Annotated in this window: 16 protein-coding genes; 10 read left to right on the top strand and 6 right to left on the bottom strand. The window is 67.6% G+C overall.

Going from position 1 to position 18,531, the window contains the following annotated elements; translation table 11 throughout:
* Positions 1-120: 120 nt before the first annotated feature.
* Positions 121-1,128, top strand: coding sequence for an AraC family transcriptional regulator (locus tag SF06_RS04505; protein WP_027590594.1), 1,008 nt, complete (start codon positions 121-123; stop codon positions 1,126-1,128).
* Positions 1,129-1,172: 44 nt separating this feature from the next.
* Here the strand turns inward: SF06_RS04505 and SF06_RS04500 are convergent, their stop codons facing one another.
* A complete protein-coding gene (locus tag SF06_RS04500) occupies positions 1,173-2,519 on the bottom strand; it encodes a 3-oxoacyl-ACP reductase (protein WP_039560153.1) in 1,347 nt (448 codons plus the stop codon).
* 159 nt (positions 2,520-2,678) lie between these two features.
* Between SF06_RS04500 and SF06_RS04495 the strand changes: the two genes are divergently transcribed.
* The 3 genes from SF06_RS04495 (at position 2,679) to SF06_RS04485 (ending at position 5,772) form a co-directional block, all read left to right on the top strand.
* A complete protein-coding gene (locus tag SF06_RS04495; protein WP_039560152.1) occupies positions 2,679-3,959 on the top strand; it encodes an acetyl-CoA C-acetyltransferase in 1,281 nt (426 codons plus the stop codon).
* A gap of 342 nt (positions 3,960-4,301) precedes the next feature.
* Positions 4,302-4,769 (top strand): bacterioferritin, encoded by a 468-nt coding sequence (gene bfr, locus SF06_RS04490; protein WP_027590591.1) that lies wholly within the window; start codon positions 4,302-4,304, stop codon positions 4,767-4,769.
* 109 nt (positions 4,770-4,878) lie between these two features.
* Positions 4,879-5,772, top strand: a complete 894-nt coding sequence (locus SF06_RS04485) for a PA4780 family RIO1-like protein kinase (RefSeq protein WP_039560151.1) — start codon at positions 4,879-4,881, stop codon at positions 5,770-5,772.
* Positions 5,773-5,775: 3 nt separating this feature from the next.
* On the opposite strand, the gene cueR is transcribed toward SF06_RS04485, so the two are convergent.
* The 3 genes from cueR to SF06_RS04470 form a co-directional block, all read right to left on the bottom strand.
* The gene (gene cueR, locus SF06_RS04480; RefSeq protein ID WP_027590589.1) at positions 5,776-6,192 is read right to left on the bottom strand and encodes a Cu(I)-responsive transcriptional regulator; all 417 of its coding nucleotides are present in this window, start codon (positions 6,190-6,192) and stop codon (positions 5,776-5,778) included.
* Positions 6,193-6,196: 4 nt separating this feature from the next.
* Positions 6,197-8,575, bottom strand: a complete 2,379-nt coding sequence (locus tag SF06_RS04475; protein ID WP_039560150.1) for a heavy metal translocating P-type ATPase — start codon at positions 8,573-8,575, stop codon at positions 6,197-6,199.
* 67 nt (positions 8,576-8,642) lie between these two features.
* A complete protein-coding gene (locus SF06_RS04470; protein ID WP_039560149.1) occupies positions 8,643-9,260 on the bottom strand; it encodes a TetR family transcriptional regulator in 618 nt (205 codons plus the stop codon).
* A 124-nt stretch (positions 9,261-9,384) separates the two neighbouring features.
* Between SF06_RS04470 and SF06_RS04465 the strand changes: the two genes are divergently transcribed.
* The 4 genes from SF06_RS04465 to SF06_RS04455 all read left to right on the top strand — a co-directional run bounded on the left by SF06_RS04465 (position 9,385) and on the right by SF06_RS04455 (position 13,481).
* Positions 9,385-10,554, top strand: a complete 1,170-nt coding sequence (locus SF06_RS04465; protein ID WP_039560148.1) for a Bcr/CflA family multidrug efflux MFS transporter — start codon at positions 9,385-9,387, stop codon at positions 10,552-10,554.
* A gap of 96 nt (positions 10,555-10,650) precedes the next feature.
* Entirely contained in the window at positions 10,651-12,546 is a 1,896-nt protein-coding gene (locus tag SF06_RS04460) for a propionyl-CoA synthetase (protein WP_039560147.1), read from the top strand.
* Between the two features lie 58 nt (positions 12,547-12,604).
* Positions 12,605-12,958, top strand: coding sequence for a DUF2946 family protein (locus SF06_RS18255; RefSeq protein ID WP_139326752.1), 354 nt, complete (start codon positions 12,605-12,607; stop codon positions 12,956-12,958).
* A 55-nt stretch (positions 12,959-13,013) separates the two neighbouring features.
* Complete coding sequence (locus SF06_RS04455) at positions 13,014-13,481, top strand: copper chaperone PCu(A)C (RefSeq protein ID WP_039560146.1); 468 nt, start codon at positions 13,014-13,016, stop codon at positions 13,479-13,481.
* A gap of 47 nt (positions 13,482-13,528) precedes the next feature.
* Here SF06_RS04455 and SF06_RS04450 read toward each other — a convergent pair whose 3' ends face one another.
* Together SF06_RS04450 and SF06_RS04445 are read right to left on the bottom strand one after the other, a co-directional pair.
* Positions 13,529-14,113 carry an IMPACT family protein gene (locus tag SF06_RS04450; protein ID WP_039560145.1) on the bottom strand — a complete coding sequence of 195 codons (585 nt, stop codon included), beginning with the start codon at positions 14,111-14,113 and terminating at the stop codon, positions 13,529-13,531.
* Positions 14,110-15,042, bottom strand: a complete 933-nt coding sequence (locus SF06_RS04445; protein WP_027590582.1) for a LysR family transcriptional regulator — start codon at positions 15,040-15,042, stop codon at positions 14,110-14,112. The genes SF06_RS04450 and SF06_RS04445 overlap by 4 nt, the downstream gene beginning before the upstream one ends.
* Positions 15,043-15,163: 121 nt before the next feature.
* Between SF06_RS04445 and aptA the strand changes: the two genes are divergently transcribed.
* Together aptA and SF06_RS04435 are read left to right on the top strand one after the other, a co-directional pair.
* Complete coding sequence (gene aptA / locus SF06_RS04440; protein WP_039560144.1) at positions 15,164-16,510, top strand: omega-aminotransferase AptA; 1,347 nt, start codon at positions 15,164-15,166, stop codon at positions 16,508-16,510.
* 9 nt (positions 16,511-16,519) lie between these two features.
* A complete protein-coding gene (locus tag SF06_RS04435; protein ID WP_039560143.1) occupies positions 16,520-18,013 on the top strand; it encodes a CoA-acylating methylmalonate-semialdehyde dehydrogenase in 1,494 nt (497 codons plus the stop codon).
* The last annotated feature ends 518 nt before the right edge of the window (positions 18,014-18,531 follow it).

The following is an 18,531-nucleotide window of genomic DNA, read 5'->3' as shown; positions in this document are numbered from 1 at the left end:
GCCAGGCTGTCGCGCAACGGTGACGCAGCAGCCATTCCGCAGTGCCGTCGCCTTGAGCAGCTGGCAAAAAGCTGTCTAAGATGCGGGCGTCACGCCTCACAAGAAAAACCAAAAATGACGATGCGAGATCTGACCGATGACGCGGCGCTGCTGCGCCCGGTGATCGAGGCCCTGCGTGCCAGTGGTGTCGATCCGGCTCCGGTTCTGGCCCAGTTGGGTCTGCCCGCGCAAGGCCTGCCACAGGGGCGGTTTCCCCACAGTGCCCAGGCACCCTTCTGGCAGGCCTGCGCGGAAGCCTGTGGCGAAGAGCATGTGGGCCTGCATCTGGTGGCGCACCTGGCGCCCTATCACGGCCTGCTGCTCGAATATCTGTTTCTCTCCAGTCCCACCTTTGGCGATGGCCTGCGCCATGCGCTGCGTTATGCACGGCTGCTTTCCGACACCCTGTCCGCCGGCCTGGAAGCTGCTGACGGCCAGGCCGTGTTGGTGATGGGGGGGACGCCAGACGTCTCCCGTCACTTCCCGGAAATGCTGGCGGGGGCGGCGATCCGTCTGTTCTCGGCGCTGACCGACGGCCAGTTCCGACCGCTGGAGGTGCAGTTCATGCATGGGCAGGGCGCTCCCGCCGAACGGTATGCCGAGGTGTATGGCTGCCCGGCCCGTCTGGGCGCGTCGCGCTATGCACTGGTGTTCGACGCCGCGGTGCTGGAACGTCCTTCGCGGCATGCCGCACCGGATCTGCTGCGCATGCACGAGTCGCTGGCGCGTCGCCAGTTGCACGAAGTCGAGCGTCTGGACCTGGTGCGCCAGGTGCGTGAACTGATCGGCGAGCTGCTGCTGGACGGCGGGCCGACCCTTGAGCAGGTGGCGACGCGCCTGCAGATGCCGACGCGGCGCTTGCGTGAGCGCCTGTCGCTGGCGGGGGTGCGCTTCAATGACCTGGTCACCGACTACCGCTGCCGGCTGGCCAAGGAGCTGCTCCTCAAGACCGACGAGCGTATCGAGGTGATCGTCGAACGCACTGGCTTCTCCGAGCCGAGCACCTTCTACCGCGCCTTCAAGCGCTGGGTCGGCGAAACCCCGGTGGAGTTCCGCCGTCGCGGCAAGGCCGCCGCACGGGTGTCCTGATCTCGAAAGTCAGCCGAGCGCAGCGCCACGCCGTGCAGGTTCGCTCAGGCGCCCAGCAGGCTCTGCCCGCAGACCCGCAATACCTGGCCGGTGACCGCGCCGCTGCTCGGCTGGGCCAGCCAGGCGACCGCCTCGGCCACGTCCTGTGGCAGGCCCCCCTGGTTGAGGGCGTTCATGCGCCGGCCAGCCTCGCGGATGGTCAGCGGAATGGCGGCGGTCATCTGGGTTTCGATGAAACCGGGCGCCACCGCGTTGAGGGTGATGCCGCGCGGCGCCAGCAGCGGCGCCCAGGCCTGTGCCAGGCCGATCAGCCCGGCTTTGCTCACCGCGTAGTTGGTCTGCCCGAGGTTGCCGGCGATGCCGCTGATCGAGGCGATCAGCACCACGCGACCGTCGTCATGCAGGGTCCCGGCGTCCAGCAGCGCCTGGGTCAGCCGCTGCGGTGCGCGCAGGTTGACGGCGATCACCGCATCCCATTGTTCCTCGCTCATCTTCGCCAGGGTCTTGTCGCGGGTGATGCCGGCGTTGTGCACCACGATATCCACACCATCCGGCAGCGCCTCGACCAGCCGTTGCGGTGCGTCGTCGGCGCAGATGTCCAGCGCCAGGGCGCACCCGCCCAGGCGCGCGGCCAAGGTTTCCAGCGCGGTGCCGGCCTGCGGCACGTCGAGCAGCAGCAGGTCGGCGCCGTCACGGGCCAGGGTTTCGGCGATGGCCGCGCCGATGCCGCGCGAGGCGCCGGTGACCAGCGCGCGCTTGCCGGCCAGCGGGCGGCTCCAGTCCTTTACCTGGGCGCGATTGGCCTGCAGGCGGAGCACCTGGCCGGACACGTAGGCGCTCTTCGGTGAGAGGAAGAAGCGCAGCGCGCCTTCCAACTGATCCTCGGCACCCTCGGCGACGTATAGCAACTGCACGGTGCCGCCCCGGCGCACTTCCTTGCCCAGTGAGCGGGTGAAGCCTTCCAGGCTGCGCTGGGCGCTGGCGGCGAACGGGTCCTTGAGGCTTTCCGGGGCGCGGCCCAGCACGAGGATGTGCGGGCAGCTGTCGAGCTGGGCCAGCGCGGGCTGGAAGAAGCGGCGCAGCTCGCCCAGGCGCTCCGGGCTGTCCAGGTCGCTGGCATCGAACACCAGTGCCTTGAGCGGGCTCGCGCCCGGCCAGCGCGGCAGCTCGCCGAGGCCATCGCGGTCGGCGTAAAGCTCGCTGCTCAGGCGCTTGAGGCTGCCGGCCAGCGTGCTGGCGAGCAAGCCGCCGCCGAGCAGGATCGCCCCGTCCACCGGCCGCGAACGACCACTGGCCCAGCGCTCCAGACGGATCGGACGCGGAAGGCCGACAGCACCGACCAGGCGGCGGCCGAGGGTGGAGTTGGCGAATTCCAGGTAGCGGTCGGACATGGGAAAGACTCCGGTAGAAGGCAGAATGGCGTGCACTCTACCGGCTGGCGCGCAGCCCGCATTGACCGGACTGACCGGTCAGCCGGCGAGGCGGCCAATGCGACGTCTGTCCGGGCCGCTAGCCTACAGCCGCCTTTCACCTTCTCCAGGAGTCCGTTCATGGCCCAGCTGCGCCGGGTCGCCATCGTTGGCGGCAACCGCATCCCGTTCGCCCGTTCCAACACCGTCTACGCCACCGCCAGCAACCAGGAGATGCTCACCGCCGCCCTGGAAGGCCTGATCGAGCGCTTCAACCTGCATGGCGAACGCCTCGGCGAGGTGGTCGCCGGCGCAGTGCTCAAGCACTCGCAGGACTTCAACCTGACCCGCGAATGCGTGCTCGGCTCACGCCTGTCGCCGCAAACGCCGGCCTACGATATCCAGCAGGCCTGCGGCACCGGCCTGGAAGCGGCCATCCTGGTGGCCAACAAGATCGCCCTCGGACAGATCGATTGCGGCGTCGCCGGCGGTGTGGACACCACCTCGGACGCGCCGATCGGCGTCAACGAGGGGCTGCGGCGCATCCTGCTCGAAGCCAATCGCGGCAAGTCCACCGCCGACAAGGTCAAGAGCCTGCTCAAGGTACGCCCGCGCCACCTGGCGCCGCATATCCCGCGCAACGGCGAGCCGCGCACCGGGCTGTCGATGGGCGAGCACTGCGAGCGCATGGCGCAGCACTGGCAGATCCCTCGCGACGAGCAGGACCGTTTGGCCTATGAAAGCCACCGCAAGCTGGCGGCCTCCTATACCGATGGCTGGCATGCCGACCTGCTGACCCCGTTCGCCAGCCTGAGCCGCGACCAGAACCTGCGCCCGGACATCGACCTGGACAAGCTGGCCACCCTCAGGCCGGTGTTCGAGAAGAACGGTCGCGGTACCCTCACCGCGGCCAACTCCACGCCGCTGACCGATGGCGCCTCGGTGGTGCTGCTGGCCAGCGAGGAATGGGCCAAGGCGCACGGCCTGCCGATCCTTGCCTGGTTCTGTGACGGCGAGGCGGCAGCGGTGGATTTCGTGCAGGGTGCCGAAGGACTGCTGATGGCGCCGGTGTATGCCGTACCCCGCCTGCTGGCCCGCCATGGCCTGCGCCTGCAGGACTTCGACTTCTACGAGATCCACGAAGCCTTCGCCGCCCAGGTGCTGTGTACCCTCAAGGCCTGGGAGGATGCCGAGTACTGCAGGACGCGCCTTGGGCTGGACGCGCCGCTGGGCGCGATCGACCGCAGCAAGCTCAACGTGAAGGGCAGCTCGCTGGCCGCTGGTCACCCGTTCGCCGCTACCGGTGGGCGTATCGTCGCCAACCTGGCCAAACTGCTGCACCAGGCCGGCCCCGGCAAGCGCGGGCTGATCTCGATCTGCGCCGCTGGCGGTCAGGGGGTGGTCGCCATCCTGGAAAGCTGACTTGGCGAAAACCTGCACAATCTGAGGCAAGGGCCCGCCAGCACGGGCCCGCACCGCCCTGGTCGACAGCTTCTCCACGGAGTTATCCCCAGGCTTTGTGGGTAAGGTCGGCTGCTCCGAGCCAATCCGGCGTTGTGATTTTCCCTTGTCCAACAAGCACTTGGGCAATAAGTGCACGATTTGCTGGCGGCCCCCGCAGCCTACGGGCTGCACGGGTACGGTGGACAGCTTCTCCACGGGGTTATCCCCAGGCTTTGTGGGTAAGCGCGGCTTGACCTGGGGGCGGCACAAGCCGAAGCTTGCCGGGACAGTCAGAGCCGTGGACGCCCGAGGAGTTGAACCATGCAAGGCCAAGCGAACGTCGTCGATTACCTGAAAGTCCTGCTCAAGGGCGAGCTGGCCGCGCGTGATCAGTATTTCCTGCATTCGCGCATGTACGCCGACTGGGGCTTCACCAAACTGTACGAGCGCATCAATCACGAAATGGAAGAGGAGACCCAGCACGCCGACGTGTTGCTGCAGCGCATCCTGTTCCTGGAAGGCAGCCCGGATATGACACCGGAAGCCATCCACCCCGGCGCCGACGTGCCGGCCATGCTGCGTAGCGACCTGGCGCTGGAATACAAGGTGCGCGCCGCGTTGGCCAAGGGCATCGAACTGTGCGAGCAGGCGGGCGACTACGTCAGCCGCGACCTGCTGGTGGCGCAGCTGCACGACACCGAGGAAGACCACGCCTACTGGCTGGAGCAGCAACTGCGGCTGATCGACCGCATCGGCCTGCAGAACTACCTGCAGTCCCAGGCCAGCTGAGTCTGTCCTGACGAACCTGTGTGCCACCGCCGGGAGGCTGCGAATAGCCGCAGCCTCCCGCAATGCCGTATAAGTCGGCCCATCTTTTCACCGAGCCCGCCGCCTGCGCATGAAAGCCCCGAAACGTCTCGAACCCCTGCTGGAAGATGGCCTGATCGACGAGGTCCTGCGCCCGTTGATGAGCGGTAAGGAAGCCGCCGTGTACGTGGTGCGCTGTGGCGACGAGCTGCGCTGCGCCAAGGTCTACAAGGAGGCCAACAAGCGGGGCTTCCGCCAGGCCGCCGAATACCAGGAAGGCCGCAAGGTGCGTAACAGCCGCGACGCGCGGGCCATGGCCAAGGGCTCGAAGCATGGTCGGCGCGAGCGCGAGGAGGCCTGGCAGAACGCCGAGGTCTCCGCCCTGTTCCGGCTGGCCAGCGCCGGTGTGCGCGTGCCCAAGCCCTACGACTTCGTCGATGGCGTGCTGCTGATGGAGCTGGTCAGCGACGGCGAGGGCGATGCCGCACCGCGCCTGAACGATGTCGACATGAGCGCCGAGGACGCCCGCGAGCTGCATGGCGTGATGATCGGCGAAATCGTCAAGATGCTCTGCGCCGGACTGGTGCATGGCGACCTGTCTGAATTCAACGTGCTACTCGACCCGGACGGCCCGGTGATCATCGACCTGCCCCAGGCGGTCGATGCCGCCGGCAACAACCACGCCTTCCGCATGCTGGAGCGCGATGTCACCAACATGGCCGAGTATTTCGGCCAATACGCGCCTGAACTCCTGCACACCCGTTACGCCCAGGAAATGTGGGCGCTCTATGAACAGGGTGAGCTGACCCCGCAGAGCATGCTGACCGGCGAGTTCGCCGAGCCGGAGGAGGAAGCCGACCTGGATGCCGTGCTGCGCGAGATCAAGGCGGCCCTGGCCGATCAGGCCCGGCGCCAGGCGGCGCTGGCCGAGGCGGACGCGCCGGTCGGCCTGGAAGAACCTACGCCGCCCTGGCTGCGCGGCTGAGCATCAGCTCGCCTGTTTTGTGGAGCAGCACGGGCCCGATTCCAGCTCGCTGAGAATCGGGCAGTCCGGCCGGTCATCGCCGTGGCAATGCTCCACCAGGGATTGCAGGGTGTCGCGCAGCTCGCTGAGCTCGGCGATCTTGCGGTTCAGTTCCTGCACATGGGCGCTGGCCAGGGCCTTCACGTCGGCGCTGGCGCGCTGGCGGTCCTGCCAGAGGCTCAGCAGGCGGCCCACTTCCTCCAGGGAGAAGCCCAGATCCCGCGCGCGGCGAATGAAGCCCAGGCGATGCAGGTCGTCCGTGCCGTAGGTGCGATAGCCGCTGGCGCTGCGCCCGGCCGGGCGCAGCAGGCCGATGGATTCGTAGTAGCGGATCATCTTCGCCGACAACCCGCTGTGCTTTGCCGCCTGACCGATGTTCATCGCCTTACTCCTCGGGTTTCCAGCGCTTGAGCAGCAGCGCGTTGCTCACCACGCTGACGCTGGACAGCGCCATGGCCGCGCCGGCCACCACCGGGCTGAGGAAGCCCAGCGCTGCCAGCGGCAGACCGATCAGGTTGTAGATGAACGCCCAGAACAGGTTCTGGCGGATCTTCGCGTAGGTGCGCCGGCTGATCTCCAGGGCCGCCGGCACCAGGCGCGGGTCGCCGCGCATCAGGGTGATGGCGGCGGCGTGCATGGCCACATCGGTGCCGCCGCCCATGGCGATGCCCACGTCGGCGGCGGCCAGCGCCGGGGCGTCGTTGATGCCGTCGCCGACCATGGCCACCACCGCGCCGTGGCCTTTGAGGCGCGCGACTTCGGCGGCCTTGTCAGCCGGCAGCACTTCGGCGTGCACCTGCTCGATGCCCAGCTGCTTCGCCACGCTGTGGGCGCTGCCGCGGTTGTCGCCGCTGATCAGGTGGGTGTGGATGCCACGTTGCTGCAGGGCGGCCACGCCGGCGGCAGCGCCGTCCTTGAGCGTGTCGCCGAAGGCGAACAGGCCCAGCACGCGCGCCTGCGGCGCCGTTTCGATCAGCCAGGAGAGGGTGCGCCCCTCGGCTTCCCAGTCGGCGGCCTGCGCGGCCAGGGCGCCCGGCTGCAGGCCCTGTTCCTCCAGCATCCGGCGGTTGCCCAGGGCCAGGCGCCGGCCGTCCAGCTCGCCGGCGATGCCGCGTCCGCCGAGGGCCTGGCTGGCGCGGATCTCCGGCACCTGCAACTGACGCTCGGCGCACTCGTCGAGCACCGCGCGGGCCAGCGGGTGTTCGCTGCCACGCTGCAGGGCGCCGGCCTGGCGCAGCAGCTCGGCCTCGTCGCCGTCCACGGCGTGCAGATGCACGACGCGCGGCCGGCCGGACGTCAGGGTGCCGGTCTTGTCGAAGGCCACCACCGTCACCGCGTGGGCGCGCTCCAGGGCTTCGGCGTCCTTGATCAGGATGCCGTGGCGGGCCGCCACGCCGGTGCCGGTCATGATCGCCGCCGGGGTGGCCAGGCCCAGGGCGCACGGGCAGGCGATGACCAGCACCGCCACGGCGTTGATCAGCGCGGTTTCCAGCGCGGCGCCGGCCAGCAGCCAGCCGCCCAGGGTGAGCAGGGCGATGACCAGCACGGCCGGCACGAACACCTCGCTGACGCGGTCGACCAGGCGCTGGATCGGCGCCTTCGCGGCCTGGGCGTCTTCCACCAGGCGGATGATGCGCGCCAGCACGCTTTCCGCCCCGACGGCCTGGGTACGCACCAGCAGGCGACCGTCACCATTGATGGCGCCGCCGGTGACCGTGCTGCCGGGCTGCTTGGCCACCGGCAGGCTTTCGCCGCTGATCAGCGCCTCGTCGGCCTGGCTTTCGCCCTCGACCACGTCGCCATCCACCGGGAAGCGTTCGCCCGGGCGCACCACCACCAGATCGCCGACCCGCAACTGGGCAAGGGGCACCTCCTCCTCGCGACCGTCCACCAGGCGCCGGGCGCGTTCCGGGCGCAGGGCTTCCAGGGCGCGGATGGCCGCGCTGGTCTGGCGCTTGGCGCGGCTTTCCAGGTACTTGCCGAGCAGCACCAGGGCGATGACCACCGCCGAAGCTTCGAAATACAGGTGCGGCATCTGCCCGGCCGGGGCGGCCCACCACTGGTAGAGGCTCAGGCCGTAGCCGGCGCTGGTGCCCATGGCCACCAGCAGGTCCATGTTGCCGCTACCGGCGCGCACGGCCTTCCAGGCGGCCCGGTAGAAGCGCGCACCGAGCACGAACTGCACCGGTGTGGCGAGCAGGAACTGCGCCCAGGCCGGCAGCATCCAGTGCTGGCCCAGCAGATCGCCGAACATCGGGATCACCAGCGGCGCGGCCAGCAAAAGGGCGAGGATCACCGCCAGCCGTTCGCGGCGCAGGCGCCGCTCGGCGTCTGCCCCGTCGGTGCTGTCGCGGGCCGCCAGGCTGGCCTGGTAGCCGGCCTTCTCGACGGCGGCGATCAGCGTGGCGTCGCGCACCTCGCCGACCAGTTGCAGATGGGCGCGCTCGCCGGCCAGGTTGACGCTGACGGCGCGCACGCCGGGCACCTTGCCCAGCGCGCGTTCGACGCGCCCGGCGCAGCTGGCGCAGGTCATGCCGGTGATGGCGAGCTCCAGGCTGCGCGCCGGCACCTGGTAGCCGGCGCGCTCGACGGCGGCGATCAGCTCGTCCAGCGTGGCGCCGTCGGTTTCGACGCGGGCGCGTTCGCTGGCCAGGTTGACTTCGGCGTGGCGCACGCCGGTGAGCTTGTTCAGGGCGCGTTCGACCCGACCGGCGCAGCTGGCGCAGGTCATGCCGCTGATGGGGAAATCGAGGGTGGCGGACATGGGTTCCTCCTTGCGAGTGACCCTATGCTCGACCTTGACCTCGTGGCAAGGTCAAGCGTTCCACCGTTCAGGCGCGCTCGCGAATCAGTCCGCGGAACAGTGCATCGAACATGGGGCCGGCATCGGTCTCCGGGTCGAACTGCTGCGGGTCGCGCAACCAGTCGCCGATCAGGCCGATCAGTAGGCCATGCACCGCCCGCGAGGCCTGGTGGGCGTTGATGCCCGGATGCAATTGGCCAAGGCGTTCGCAGTCCTCCAGCAGGCGCTCGCAGATGGCGATGAACTGATTGACGAACTGGTTGTGACGTTCCTCGGCCGGACGCAACTCGTCGGTGAACTCGCAGCGCTGCATGAGCACGGTGAGGATGCGTCGCTTCTGCTCGTTCTGCACCAGAATCTGCAGGCCGCTGACGCACATGTCGCGCAGCGAGCCCAGCGACAGCTGCGGATCGGCGCTGAGTTTCTCGGCGATCTGCTCGGGCGGCAGGCGCACCTGGTTGAGCATGGCGGTGAACAGGTCGGCCTTGTTCTGGAAGTGCCAGTAGACGGCGCCCCGGGTGACCCCGGCGGCCCGGGCAATGTGCTCCAGACTGGTGTGCGCCACCCCGCGCTCGAGAAACAGCTGTTCGGCGGCGTTCAGAATGGCGGCGCGGGTCTTCTCGGCATCTTCTTTGGTTCGACGCATGGGGTGGGTCCGGGGCCTCGGCAGCAAGAAAGGAGGCGGCATTGTCGATTCATGATTTACAAACGTCAATGTATGTAAGAGAGTCGCAGCCTCGCGGCGCGCTCCAGTCAGGAATATGTAGCTCATGCCCATTCGTCTGCTGCTGATTCTGGGTGCCCTGTCGGCCTTCGGGCCGCTGGCCATCGATTTCTATCTGCCCAGTTTTCCCGCCCTGGCTCAGGCGTTCAGCACCGACGTCGAGCATGTGCAGCAGTCGCTGGCGGTGTATTTCATCGGCCTGGCGTTCGGCCAGCTGATCTACGGGCCCCTGGCCGACCGCTACGGCCGGCGCGGGCCGCTGCTGTTCGGCGTGACGCTGTTCGTGCTGTCGTCGCTGGCCTGCGCGCTGGCGCCGAGCCTCGACGCGCTGATCGCCGCGCGCCTGGCCCAGGCACTGGGCGGTTGCGCCGGCATGGTGGTGTCACGCGCGGTGGTGCGCGATCTCTGCGAGCCACGCGACGCCGCCAAGGTGTTCTCGCAGCTGATGCTGGTCATGGGGGTGGCGCCGATTCTCGCACCGCTCGCCGGCGGTCTATTGCTGCAGCTGTTCGGCTGGCAGTCGATCTTCTACAGCCTGACGCTGTTCAGTGCGCTGGTCGGCCTGGCGCTGTACCGCTGGCTGCCGGAAACCCTGCCGGCCGGCGCCGAGCGCTTGCCGCTACGCGGTAGCCTGGGCCGTTACCTGGGACTGTTCCGTGACCGCGAGTTCCTCACCTTCGCCCTGACAGGCGGGCTGTCGATCTCCGCCATGTTCGCCTACGTGGCCGGCTCGCCGTTCGTGTTCATCGAACTGTACGGCGTGCCCGCCGAGCACTACGGCTGGCTGTTCGGCGTCAATGCCGCCGGCTTCATCCTCGCCGCCCAGGTGAACGCCTGGCTGATGCGCTTCCGCGGCCCGGGATTCTGGCTGCGCCGGCTGAGCGCTCTGTTCCTGTTCTGCGCTTTGTTGCTGCTGCTGTTTGCGGCCTGGCGCGCGCCGCTCTGGCTGCTGATGCTGCCGCTGTTCCTCGCCATGGGCTGCCTGGGCTGCATCCTGCCCAACGCCGCCGCCTGCGCGATGGCGCGCCAGGGCGGCCAGGCGGGCAGTGCCTCGGCCTTGATGGGCAGTCTGCAGTTTGCCGTGGCGGCGCTGGCCAGTGCGCTGGTTGGCGTGCTGCATGATGGCAGCGCGCTGCCGATGGCCCTGGTGATCGCCGGCTGCGCGCTGCTGGCGGCGCTGCTGGCCTGGTACAGCGGCCAGGTAGAAGCTCGCTGATAGCGCTTTCCCATCCCGACCTAAGCAGGCCTGGCGAGCGTCCGGTGGCGAACCATACTCGAAGCCATCAAGGGCGTGGCGGCGAGGCAGACATCCATGAGTTATCCACAGGATTACCGGCGTTCACTGGCGGAGCCCGCCGACTTCTGGGCCGAGCAGGCCCGTGATCTGGACTGGTTCCGGGCGCCGCGCGAAACCCTGCGTGCGCTGGACGATGGGACGCACCGCTGGTTTGCCGATGCGCTACTCAACACTGCCTATCTGGCGCTGGACCGGCATGTCGAGAACGGCCGGGGTGAACAGCCCGCGCTGCTCTACGATTCGCCGGTCAGCGACGTGAAGCGTCAGTACAGCTACCGCCAGTTGCGCGACGAGGTCGCCCGGCTGGCTGGTGCGTTGCGCGCGTTGGGAGTGGAGAAGGGCGACCGGGTGGTCATTTACATGCCCATGGTGCCGGAGGCGGCCATGGCCATGCTGGCCTGCGCGCGCCTGGGGGCGGTGCATTCGGTGGTGTTCGGCGGCTTCGCGCCTCAGGAATTGTCGGTGCGCATCGACGATGCGCGGCCGAAGCTGTTGCTCACGGCCTCCTGCGGCATCGAGTTCGACCGGGTCATTCCCTACCAGCCGCTGGTGGAAACGGCGCTGGCGCTGGCCGAGCATCCGCCGCAACGGGTGATGGTGCTGCAGCGTCCGCAGGCGCCGGCGCAATTGCGCGGGGGGTGCGATCTGGACTGGGCGCAACAGGTGGCACAGGCATCGCCTGTGGAGCCAGTGCCGGTGCTCGGCGGCGATCCGCTGTACATCCTCTACACCTCGGGCACCACGGGGCGGCCGAAGGGCATCGTGCGCGACAACGCCGGCCACGCGGTGGCGCTGCGCTACTGCTTCGAACGGGTCTACGGCATGCGGCCGGGCGACGTCTGGTGGGGGCTGTCGGACATCGGCTGGGTGGTCGGCCATTCGATGATCGTCTACGGCCCGCTGATGGCCGGTTGCGCGACGGTGTTCTACGAGGGCAAGCCGGTGCGCACGCCGGATGCCGGGGCGATCTGGCGGGTGATCGAGGAGTACCGGGTTAATGCGTTGACCTGTGCGCCGACCGCCATTCGCGCGGTGCGCAAGGAAGACCCGTCTGGCGAACGGCTCGCGCGCCACGACCTGAGTTCGTTGCGCGCGCTGTTCCTGGCCGGCGAGCGGCTGGATTCCAGCACGCACCAGTGGCTCGAGGAGCAGACCGCCCGGCCGGTGCACGACCATTGGTGGCAGACCGAGACCGGCTGGCCGGTGACCGCGCCCTGCGTGGGGCTGGCGGACTATCGGCGCAAGGTTGGCTCCAGCAACGCGGCAGTGCCGGGCTACCACGTGCTGGTGGTGAACGAGGAGGGCGAGCTGCTGGACGCGGGTCAGGAGGGCGCCATCGTGGTCTCGCTGCCGTTGCCGCCGGGGTGCGCGCAGACGCTGTGGAACGATTCTGAGCGCTACCGGCAGGCCTATCTGCAGGCGGTGCCCGGGCATTACCTGACTGGCGATGGCGGCTACCTGGACGCCGACGGCTTCGTCTACGTCATGGGCCGCACCGATGATGTCATCAACGTCGCCGGCCATCGCCTGTCCACCGGGGAGATGGAGGACCGGGTGGCGCGTCATCCGGCGGTGGCCGAATGCGCGGTGATCGGTGTGCCGGACGACCTCAAGGGACAGCTGCCCCTTGCGCTGGTGGTCTGCAAGGAAGGGGTCGCGATCGATCCGGCTGCTCTGCAGGCCGAACTGGTGGCCAGGGTGCGCGAGGAGCTCGGCGCGCTGGCCTGTTTCCAGCAGGTGCGGGTGGTGCGCCGGCTGCCGAAGACGCGTTCGGGCAAGATCCTGCGTGCGGTGCTGCGCAAGATCGCGGCTGGCGAGCCTTACGCGCCGCCGGCCACCATCGACGATCCGGCGATCCTCGAAGAGCTGGCCGGGGTGCTCCGGGGCGAGCTGTCGGCCGAGGCCCCGTGACATCACGTCGCTCAGGGGTGGCCTTGCAGTCGCGCCCGTGGCTGGTAGAGTCGCGCGCATGATTGCCACCCGTCGACCTCATCCCCTGCTGCTTTGGACGCTGTGCCTGAGCGTGCTGCTGAGCCTGCATTTGTGCGGCTTGCGTCACGGCCAGTCCAGCGCACTGGCACTGAGTGGCTTGGCGGGCGGTTTCTGCTCCAGTGACAGCGCGCGCTTCGATGCGTCTCCGGCAGAGGACGCCGAACCGCTGGGTGACTGGAGCTGTCCGCTGTGTCAGAACCCCGGGGCGAGCGATGGCGGCTGGAACGCGGATGGACCGATGCTGGCGGGAACCGGGCTTCTCCTGCTGGCGGGGCGTGCCGTTCGGCGTTCACGTCGCCGTTACACCCTGGCGTGTCCCCGCGCACCTTGATCGCGACCTCTTACTTCCGGTCATTACCTCTCCTTCATTCGATCAAGGTGTTCACATGCTGAAATTTCAACGCGCGCTGCTGGGTGCGGCGCTTTGTCTATCCACCGCCTGGGCGCAGGCTCAGGATATCCGGGTCGAGCAGCCTTGGTCGCGGGCCATGCCGCCCACCGCCCCGGCGGCCGCCGCCTACCTCGTGCTGCATAACACGGGTGCCGGTGCCGATCGCCTGGTCGGCGCCGCCACTCCGATCGCGGGGAAGGCCGAACTGCACGAGCACGCCCACGTCGGCGGCGTGATGCAGATGCGTGAAGTGGCCGGCGGGATTCCGCTGCCGGCGGGCGCCGAGGTGAGCTTTCAGCCGGGCGGTTACCACGTGATGCTGCTCGAACTGCCCCGCCAACTGAAGGACGGCGAGCAGTTCCCGCTGACCCTGCGTTTCGAAAAGGCCGGCGAGCTCACCGTGGAAGTCCCGGTGCGGCACATGGCGCCCGCCATGCAGGGCGGCCACCACCACGGCCACTGACGGGCCGGGTGCCGCAGCGTGGGCAGCGTTGCGGCACCCGACTCAGGTCATGTTTCCTGCAGGTGGATGCGGCCGCGACTCAGGTCGGCCAATTGCCGCTGCAGGGTTTCCCGCCGGTCGGGCGCCAGCCGGAAGCGCAGCTCCACCCCCTCGCTCAGAAAATCCTCCCCATCGAGCAGCGCGCCGCAATCCATGAGGCGCTGGCGGACGCGGGCATGCTCGGCGAATTCACAGCGGCAGCGCAGGTCGATGCGCTCGATCAGTGGTTGGCGCTGGCCCGCCTGCAGGCATTTCGCAGCGCAGCCGCCATAGGCGCGCGCCAGACCGCCGGTGCCGAGCAGGATGCCGCCATACCAGCGGGTCACCAGCACCGCCACCTGATCGAAATCCTGTCCCTCGATGGCGGCCAGGATCGGTCGCCCGGCGGTGCCGCCGGGCTCTCCGTCATCGTTGAAGCGGTACTGCTGACCGATCTTCCAGGCCCAGCAGTTGTGAGTGGCATCCGCGGCACTGTGGGCCGCGATAAAGGCCTGCGCGGCAGCTGCGTCGGTGACTGGCGCGGCCAGGGCGACAAAGCGGCTCTTGCGGATGTCTTCCTGGTAATCGCAGGGTGCACTCAGGGTCCAGGTCATGTGGGCGTGTCCCCGGTGGCGGCCAGTGCCGCGAGAAACTCGTCGAGAATCAGCTGAGGGCGTCGCCCCTTGCGGGTGACCACCGCCAGCGGCAGATCGTGGAAGCGTTCCCGGGGCTTGAGTGCCCGCAGCCGACCGGCTTCCACCCATTGCCGGGCATAGTGTTCCGGCAGATAGCCGATGTAGCAGCCCGTGAGGATCAGGAAGGCCATGCCCTCGCGATCCGAGGCGCTGGCGGTGCAGCGCAGCGCGCGGTAGTGGGGCTGCACATCCGGTGGCAGGCGGAAGGTCGGGGCGATGGCTTCCTGGCGCTCCAGCAGGGCGTCGTCGATGGCCGTATCCTCCAGGGCGAACAGTGGGTGACCGGCGGCGCAGTAGAGCAGGGAGCGTTCCGCGTACAACGGCTGGTAGTCGAGCCCGGCCAGCGCGCCGGCCTGCGGCACCACGCCGACCTGCAGGCGTCCATCCAGCACCCCCTGTTCCACTTCCGCCGGCGGGATCATGCGGATGTGGATGTGTATGTCCGGACCGCGCGCCTTGAGACGGGCCAATGCATGGGTTACGCGCATCTGCGGCAGGGTCACGAGGTTGTCCGGCAGGCCGATGTGCAGCTCGCCGCGCAACTGGCGATGCAGCGCATTGACCTCGTCGCGAAAGCCTTCCACAGCCCCCAGCAGGCGCAGGGCCGCCTGGTAGACCTCGCGGCCTTCTTCTGTCAGGGCGAAGCCGGCACGGCCGCGCTGACACAGGCGCAGTCCGAGCCGCTGCTCCAGGTCGGCCATCTGCTGGCTGATCGCCGAGCGGCCGATGCCCAGCACGCTTTCCGCGGCCGAAAAACCGCCGCTCTCCACCACATTGCGAAACAGTCGCAGCAGGCGCAGATCGAAATCGGTGACCTGGGGCAGGGGGAGGGACCGAACTGTGGTCATTGTTTAGCCATGAGTGAAGTGAGCTCCGGAATATCGGTATTTAACGGACTTTAGGTCGCTGGCAATGTCGACGGCAAGCGCCATGCTGTTCAGGCGGTTCTGGTCCTTTGCGAGGCTTGCGATGAATCTCCATCAAAGCGTCACCGCCCCGGTAGCCAGCCAGTTGAAACTGGATGCCCACTGGATGCCGTTCACCGCCAACCGTCAGTTCCAGCAAGACCCGCGCCTGATCGTCGGCGCCTCGGGCAGCTGGCTGACCGACAGCGAGGGTCGGCAGGTCTATGACAGTCTGTCGGGCCTGTGGACCTGCGGGGCCGGCCACTGCCGGGCGCAGATCCAGGCCGCAGTGGCGCACCAGCTGGGCACCCTGGACTATTCGCCGGGCTTTCAGTTCGCCCATCCCCTGTCATTCCAGTTGGCAGAGCGGATCGCCGACCACCTGCCCGGCCCGTTGAATCATGTGTTTTTCACCAACTCCGGTTCCGAGTGCGCCGACACGGCGGTGAAGATGGCGCGCGCCTACTGGCGGCTGAAGGGACGGCCGAGCAAGACGCGGCTGATCGGTCGAGCGCGCGGCTACCACGGTGTGAATATCGCTGGCACCTCGCTGGGCGGTATCGGTGGCAATCGCAAGATGTTCGGCCAGCTACTGGAAGCCGATCATCTGCCGCACACCTTGCAACCGCACCTGGCGTTCACCCGGGGCATGGCCGACAGCGGTGGCGTGGAACTGGCCAACGAGTTGCTCAAGCTGATCGAGTTGCACGATGCCTCGAACATCGCGGCGGTGATCGTCGAGCCGATGTCCGGCTCCGCCGGCGTACTGGTGCCGCCCACCGGTTATCTGCAGCGGTTGCGCGAGATCTGCGACCAGCACGACATCCTGCTGATCTTCGATGAGGTGATCACCGGCTTCGGCCGCCTGGGCACCTACAGTGGTGCGCAGTACTTCGGCGTGACGCCGGATCTGATGAACCTTGCCAAGCAGCTCACCAATGGTGCGGTGCCGCTGGGCGCGGTGGTGGCCAGCGAGGAGGTCTACCGGACCTTCATGGAGCAGGTGTTGCCGCAGCACGCCGTGGAGTTTGCTCATGGCTATACCTATTCGGCCCACCCAGTGTCCTGCGCCGCCGGGCTGGCCACCCTGGACCTGCTGGCGGGTGAAAACCTGGTCCAGCAGGCTGCCGAGCTGGCGCCCCACTTTGAACAGGTGTTGCACGGGGTAAGGGGTGCCCGGCATGTGGTGGATATCCGCAACTGCGGCCTGGCCGGGGCGATCCAGCTGGCTGCGCGCGACGGCGATGCCATCGTGCGCCCGTTCGAGGCCGGCATGCGCCTGTGGCGGGCGGGCTTCTATGTGCGCTTTGGTGGCGACACGCTGCAGTTCGGCCCGACCTTCAATGCCCGTCCGGCCGACCTCGACCGGTTGTTCGACGCGGTCGGCGAAACCCTCAATGGACTGGATTAGGAGCCGCTCATGTCAGTCATTGCACATCTGATCAACGGCGAACGGGTGCTCGGCGAACGCACCGCGGAGGTTTTTGACCCGTCACGCGGGCTGGCAATTCGCCGGGTATCGCTGGCTGATCACGCCACGGTGCAGCAGGCCGTTGCGGCTGCCGCGGCGGCCTTTCCGGTGTGGCGCAATACGCCCCCTGCCCGACGGGCCCAGGTGCTGTTCCTTTTCAAGCAACTGCTTGACGAGCACCGCGACGAGATCGCCCGGCTGATCAGCGAGGAACATGGCAAGACTCTCGAGGATGCCGCCGGGGAAGTGCAGCGCGGCATCGAGAATGTCGAGTATGCGTGTGGCGCGCCGGAGCTGCTCAAGGGTGAATACAGCCGCAACGTGGGGCCGAACATTGACGCCTGGAGCGACTTTCAGCCGCTCGGCATCGTGGCGGGCATCACGCCGTTCAACTTTCCGGCCATGGTGCCGCTGTGGATGTATCCGCTGGCCATCGCCTGCGGCAACTGCTTCATCCTCAAGCCTTCCGAGCGGGATCCCAGCTCAGCTATGTATGTGGCCGAGCTCATGCTGCAGGCCGGATTGCCCAAAGGCGTCCTCAATGTAGTGCACGGGGATCGCGCCGCGGTGGATGCGCTGATCGAGGCACCGGAAATCAAGGCCTTGAGCTTTGTCGGCTCGACGCTGGTGGCCGAGCACATCTATACGGAGGGTACTCGGCGCGGCAAGCGGGTGCAGGCGCTGGGTGGGGCGAAGAACCATGCGGTGCTGATGCCCGATGCGGATCTGGACAATGCGGTCAGCGCACTGATGGGCGCGGCATACGGCTCGTGCGGCGAGCGCTGCATGGCCATCTCGGTGGTGGTATGTGTCGGCGATCAGGTCGCCGATGCGCTGGTGGCAAAGCTGGTACCGCAGATTCAAGCGCTGAAGGTGGGGGCCGGCACGGAATGCGGCATGGACATGGGACCCTTGGTAACCGCGGCTCAACGGGAGAAGGTGCTTTCCTATATCGAAGACGGTGTCGCGGCCGGGGCGGAGCTGGTGCTTGATGGGCGGAATGTGTCGGTCGTTGGACATGAGCAGGGTTTCTTCCTGGGAGGCTGCCTGTTCGACCGTGTCATGCCTGACATGCGCATCTACCGGGAGGAGATCTTCGGGCCGGTACTGTGCATCGTGCGGGTCGGCAGTCTGGAGCAGGCCATACAGCTGATCAACGCTCACGAATACGGCAACGGGACCTGCATCTTCACCCGCGACGGCGAGGCGGCCCGGCTGTTCTGTGAGGAGGTGGAGGTCGGTATGGTCGGTGTGAACGTACCGCTGCCGGTGCCGGTGGCCTATCACAGCTTCGGTGGCTGGAAGCGTTCGCTGTTTGGCGACCTGCATGCCTACGGCCCGGATGGCGTGCGGTTCTATACACGGCGCAAGGCGATCACCCAGAAATGGCCGCAACGGGCCAGTCACGAAGCGGCGCAGTTTGCATTTCCAAGCAATAGATAGGTGCTTGGGCGAGTATCGATCACCAGGGAGTGCCGGAGCACGCGTCATTGATCGCGACCGCCAGATGTTTGGCTATCTCGGATCGCATGTGGCCGATGGAACTGCCCTTCCGGTGAATGCGGGTGTGATCCCAGCCTGACCATTCCCGCGCTTGCCGAGCGCTTTGCAAGCAACCCCATGCTGTGAGAACGCCTTAGGCGTCTTCGAACGAACTTTTGTAATAAAACTACAAATAACCGTTGACGGGAGATTATGGCGCCCTATAATGCGCCCACTTCCAGCGCAGAGCTGCTGAAAACTCCTTGTAAATCAACGAGTTGGATGTTCTGATCTGCCTGGTAGGGCTCGCTAGAGGAAGCGGGCTGCTGGTCGAGGTGGGGTTGACAGTGTCGTTTGGCGCTGTATGATTCGCCTCCCGCTGCAGAGTCTGGGTGGTGGCGCTTATTCCAATACGGCGCTGCCGGAGACACCTTATGTCGAGTTGTCGTGAGTCTGTGCTAACATTAAGAATGAGAATA

Source organism: Pseudomonas flexibilis (assembly GCF_000802425.1).
GTDB classification, from domain to species: Bacteria; Pseudomonadota; Gammaproteobacteria; order Pseudomonadales; family Pseudomonadaceae; genus Serpens; species Serpens flexibilis.
This window is presented reverse-complemented; position numbering and strand designations above follow the sequence as displayed.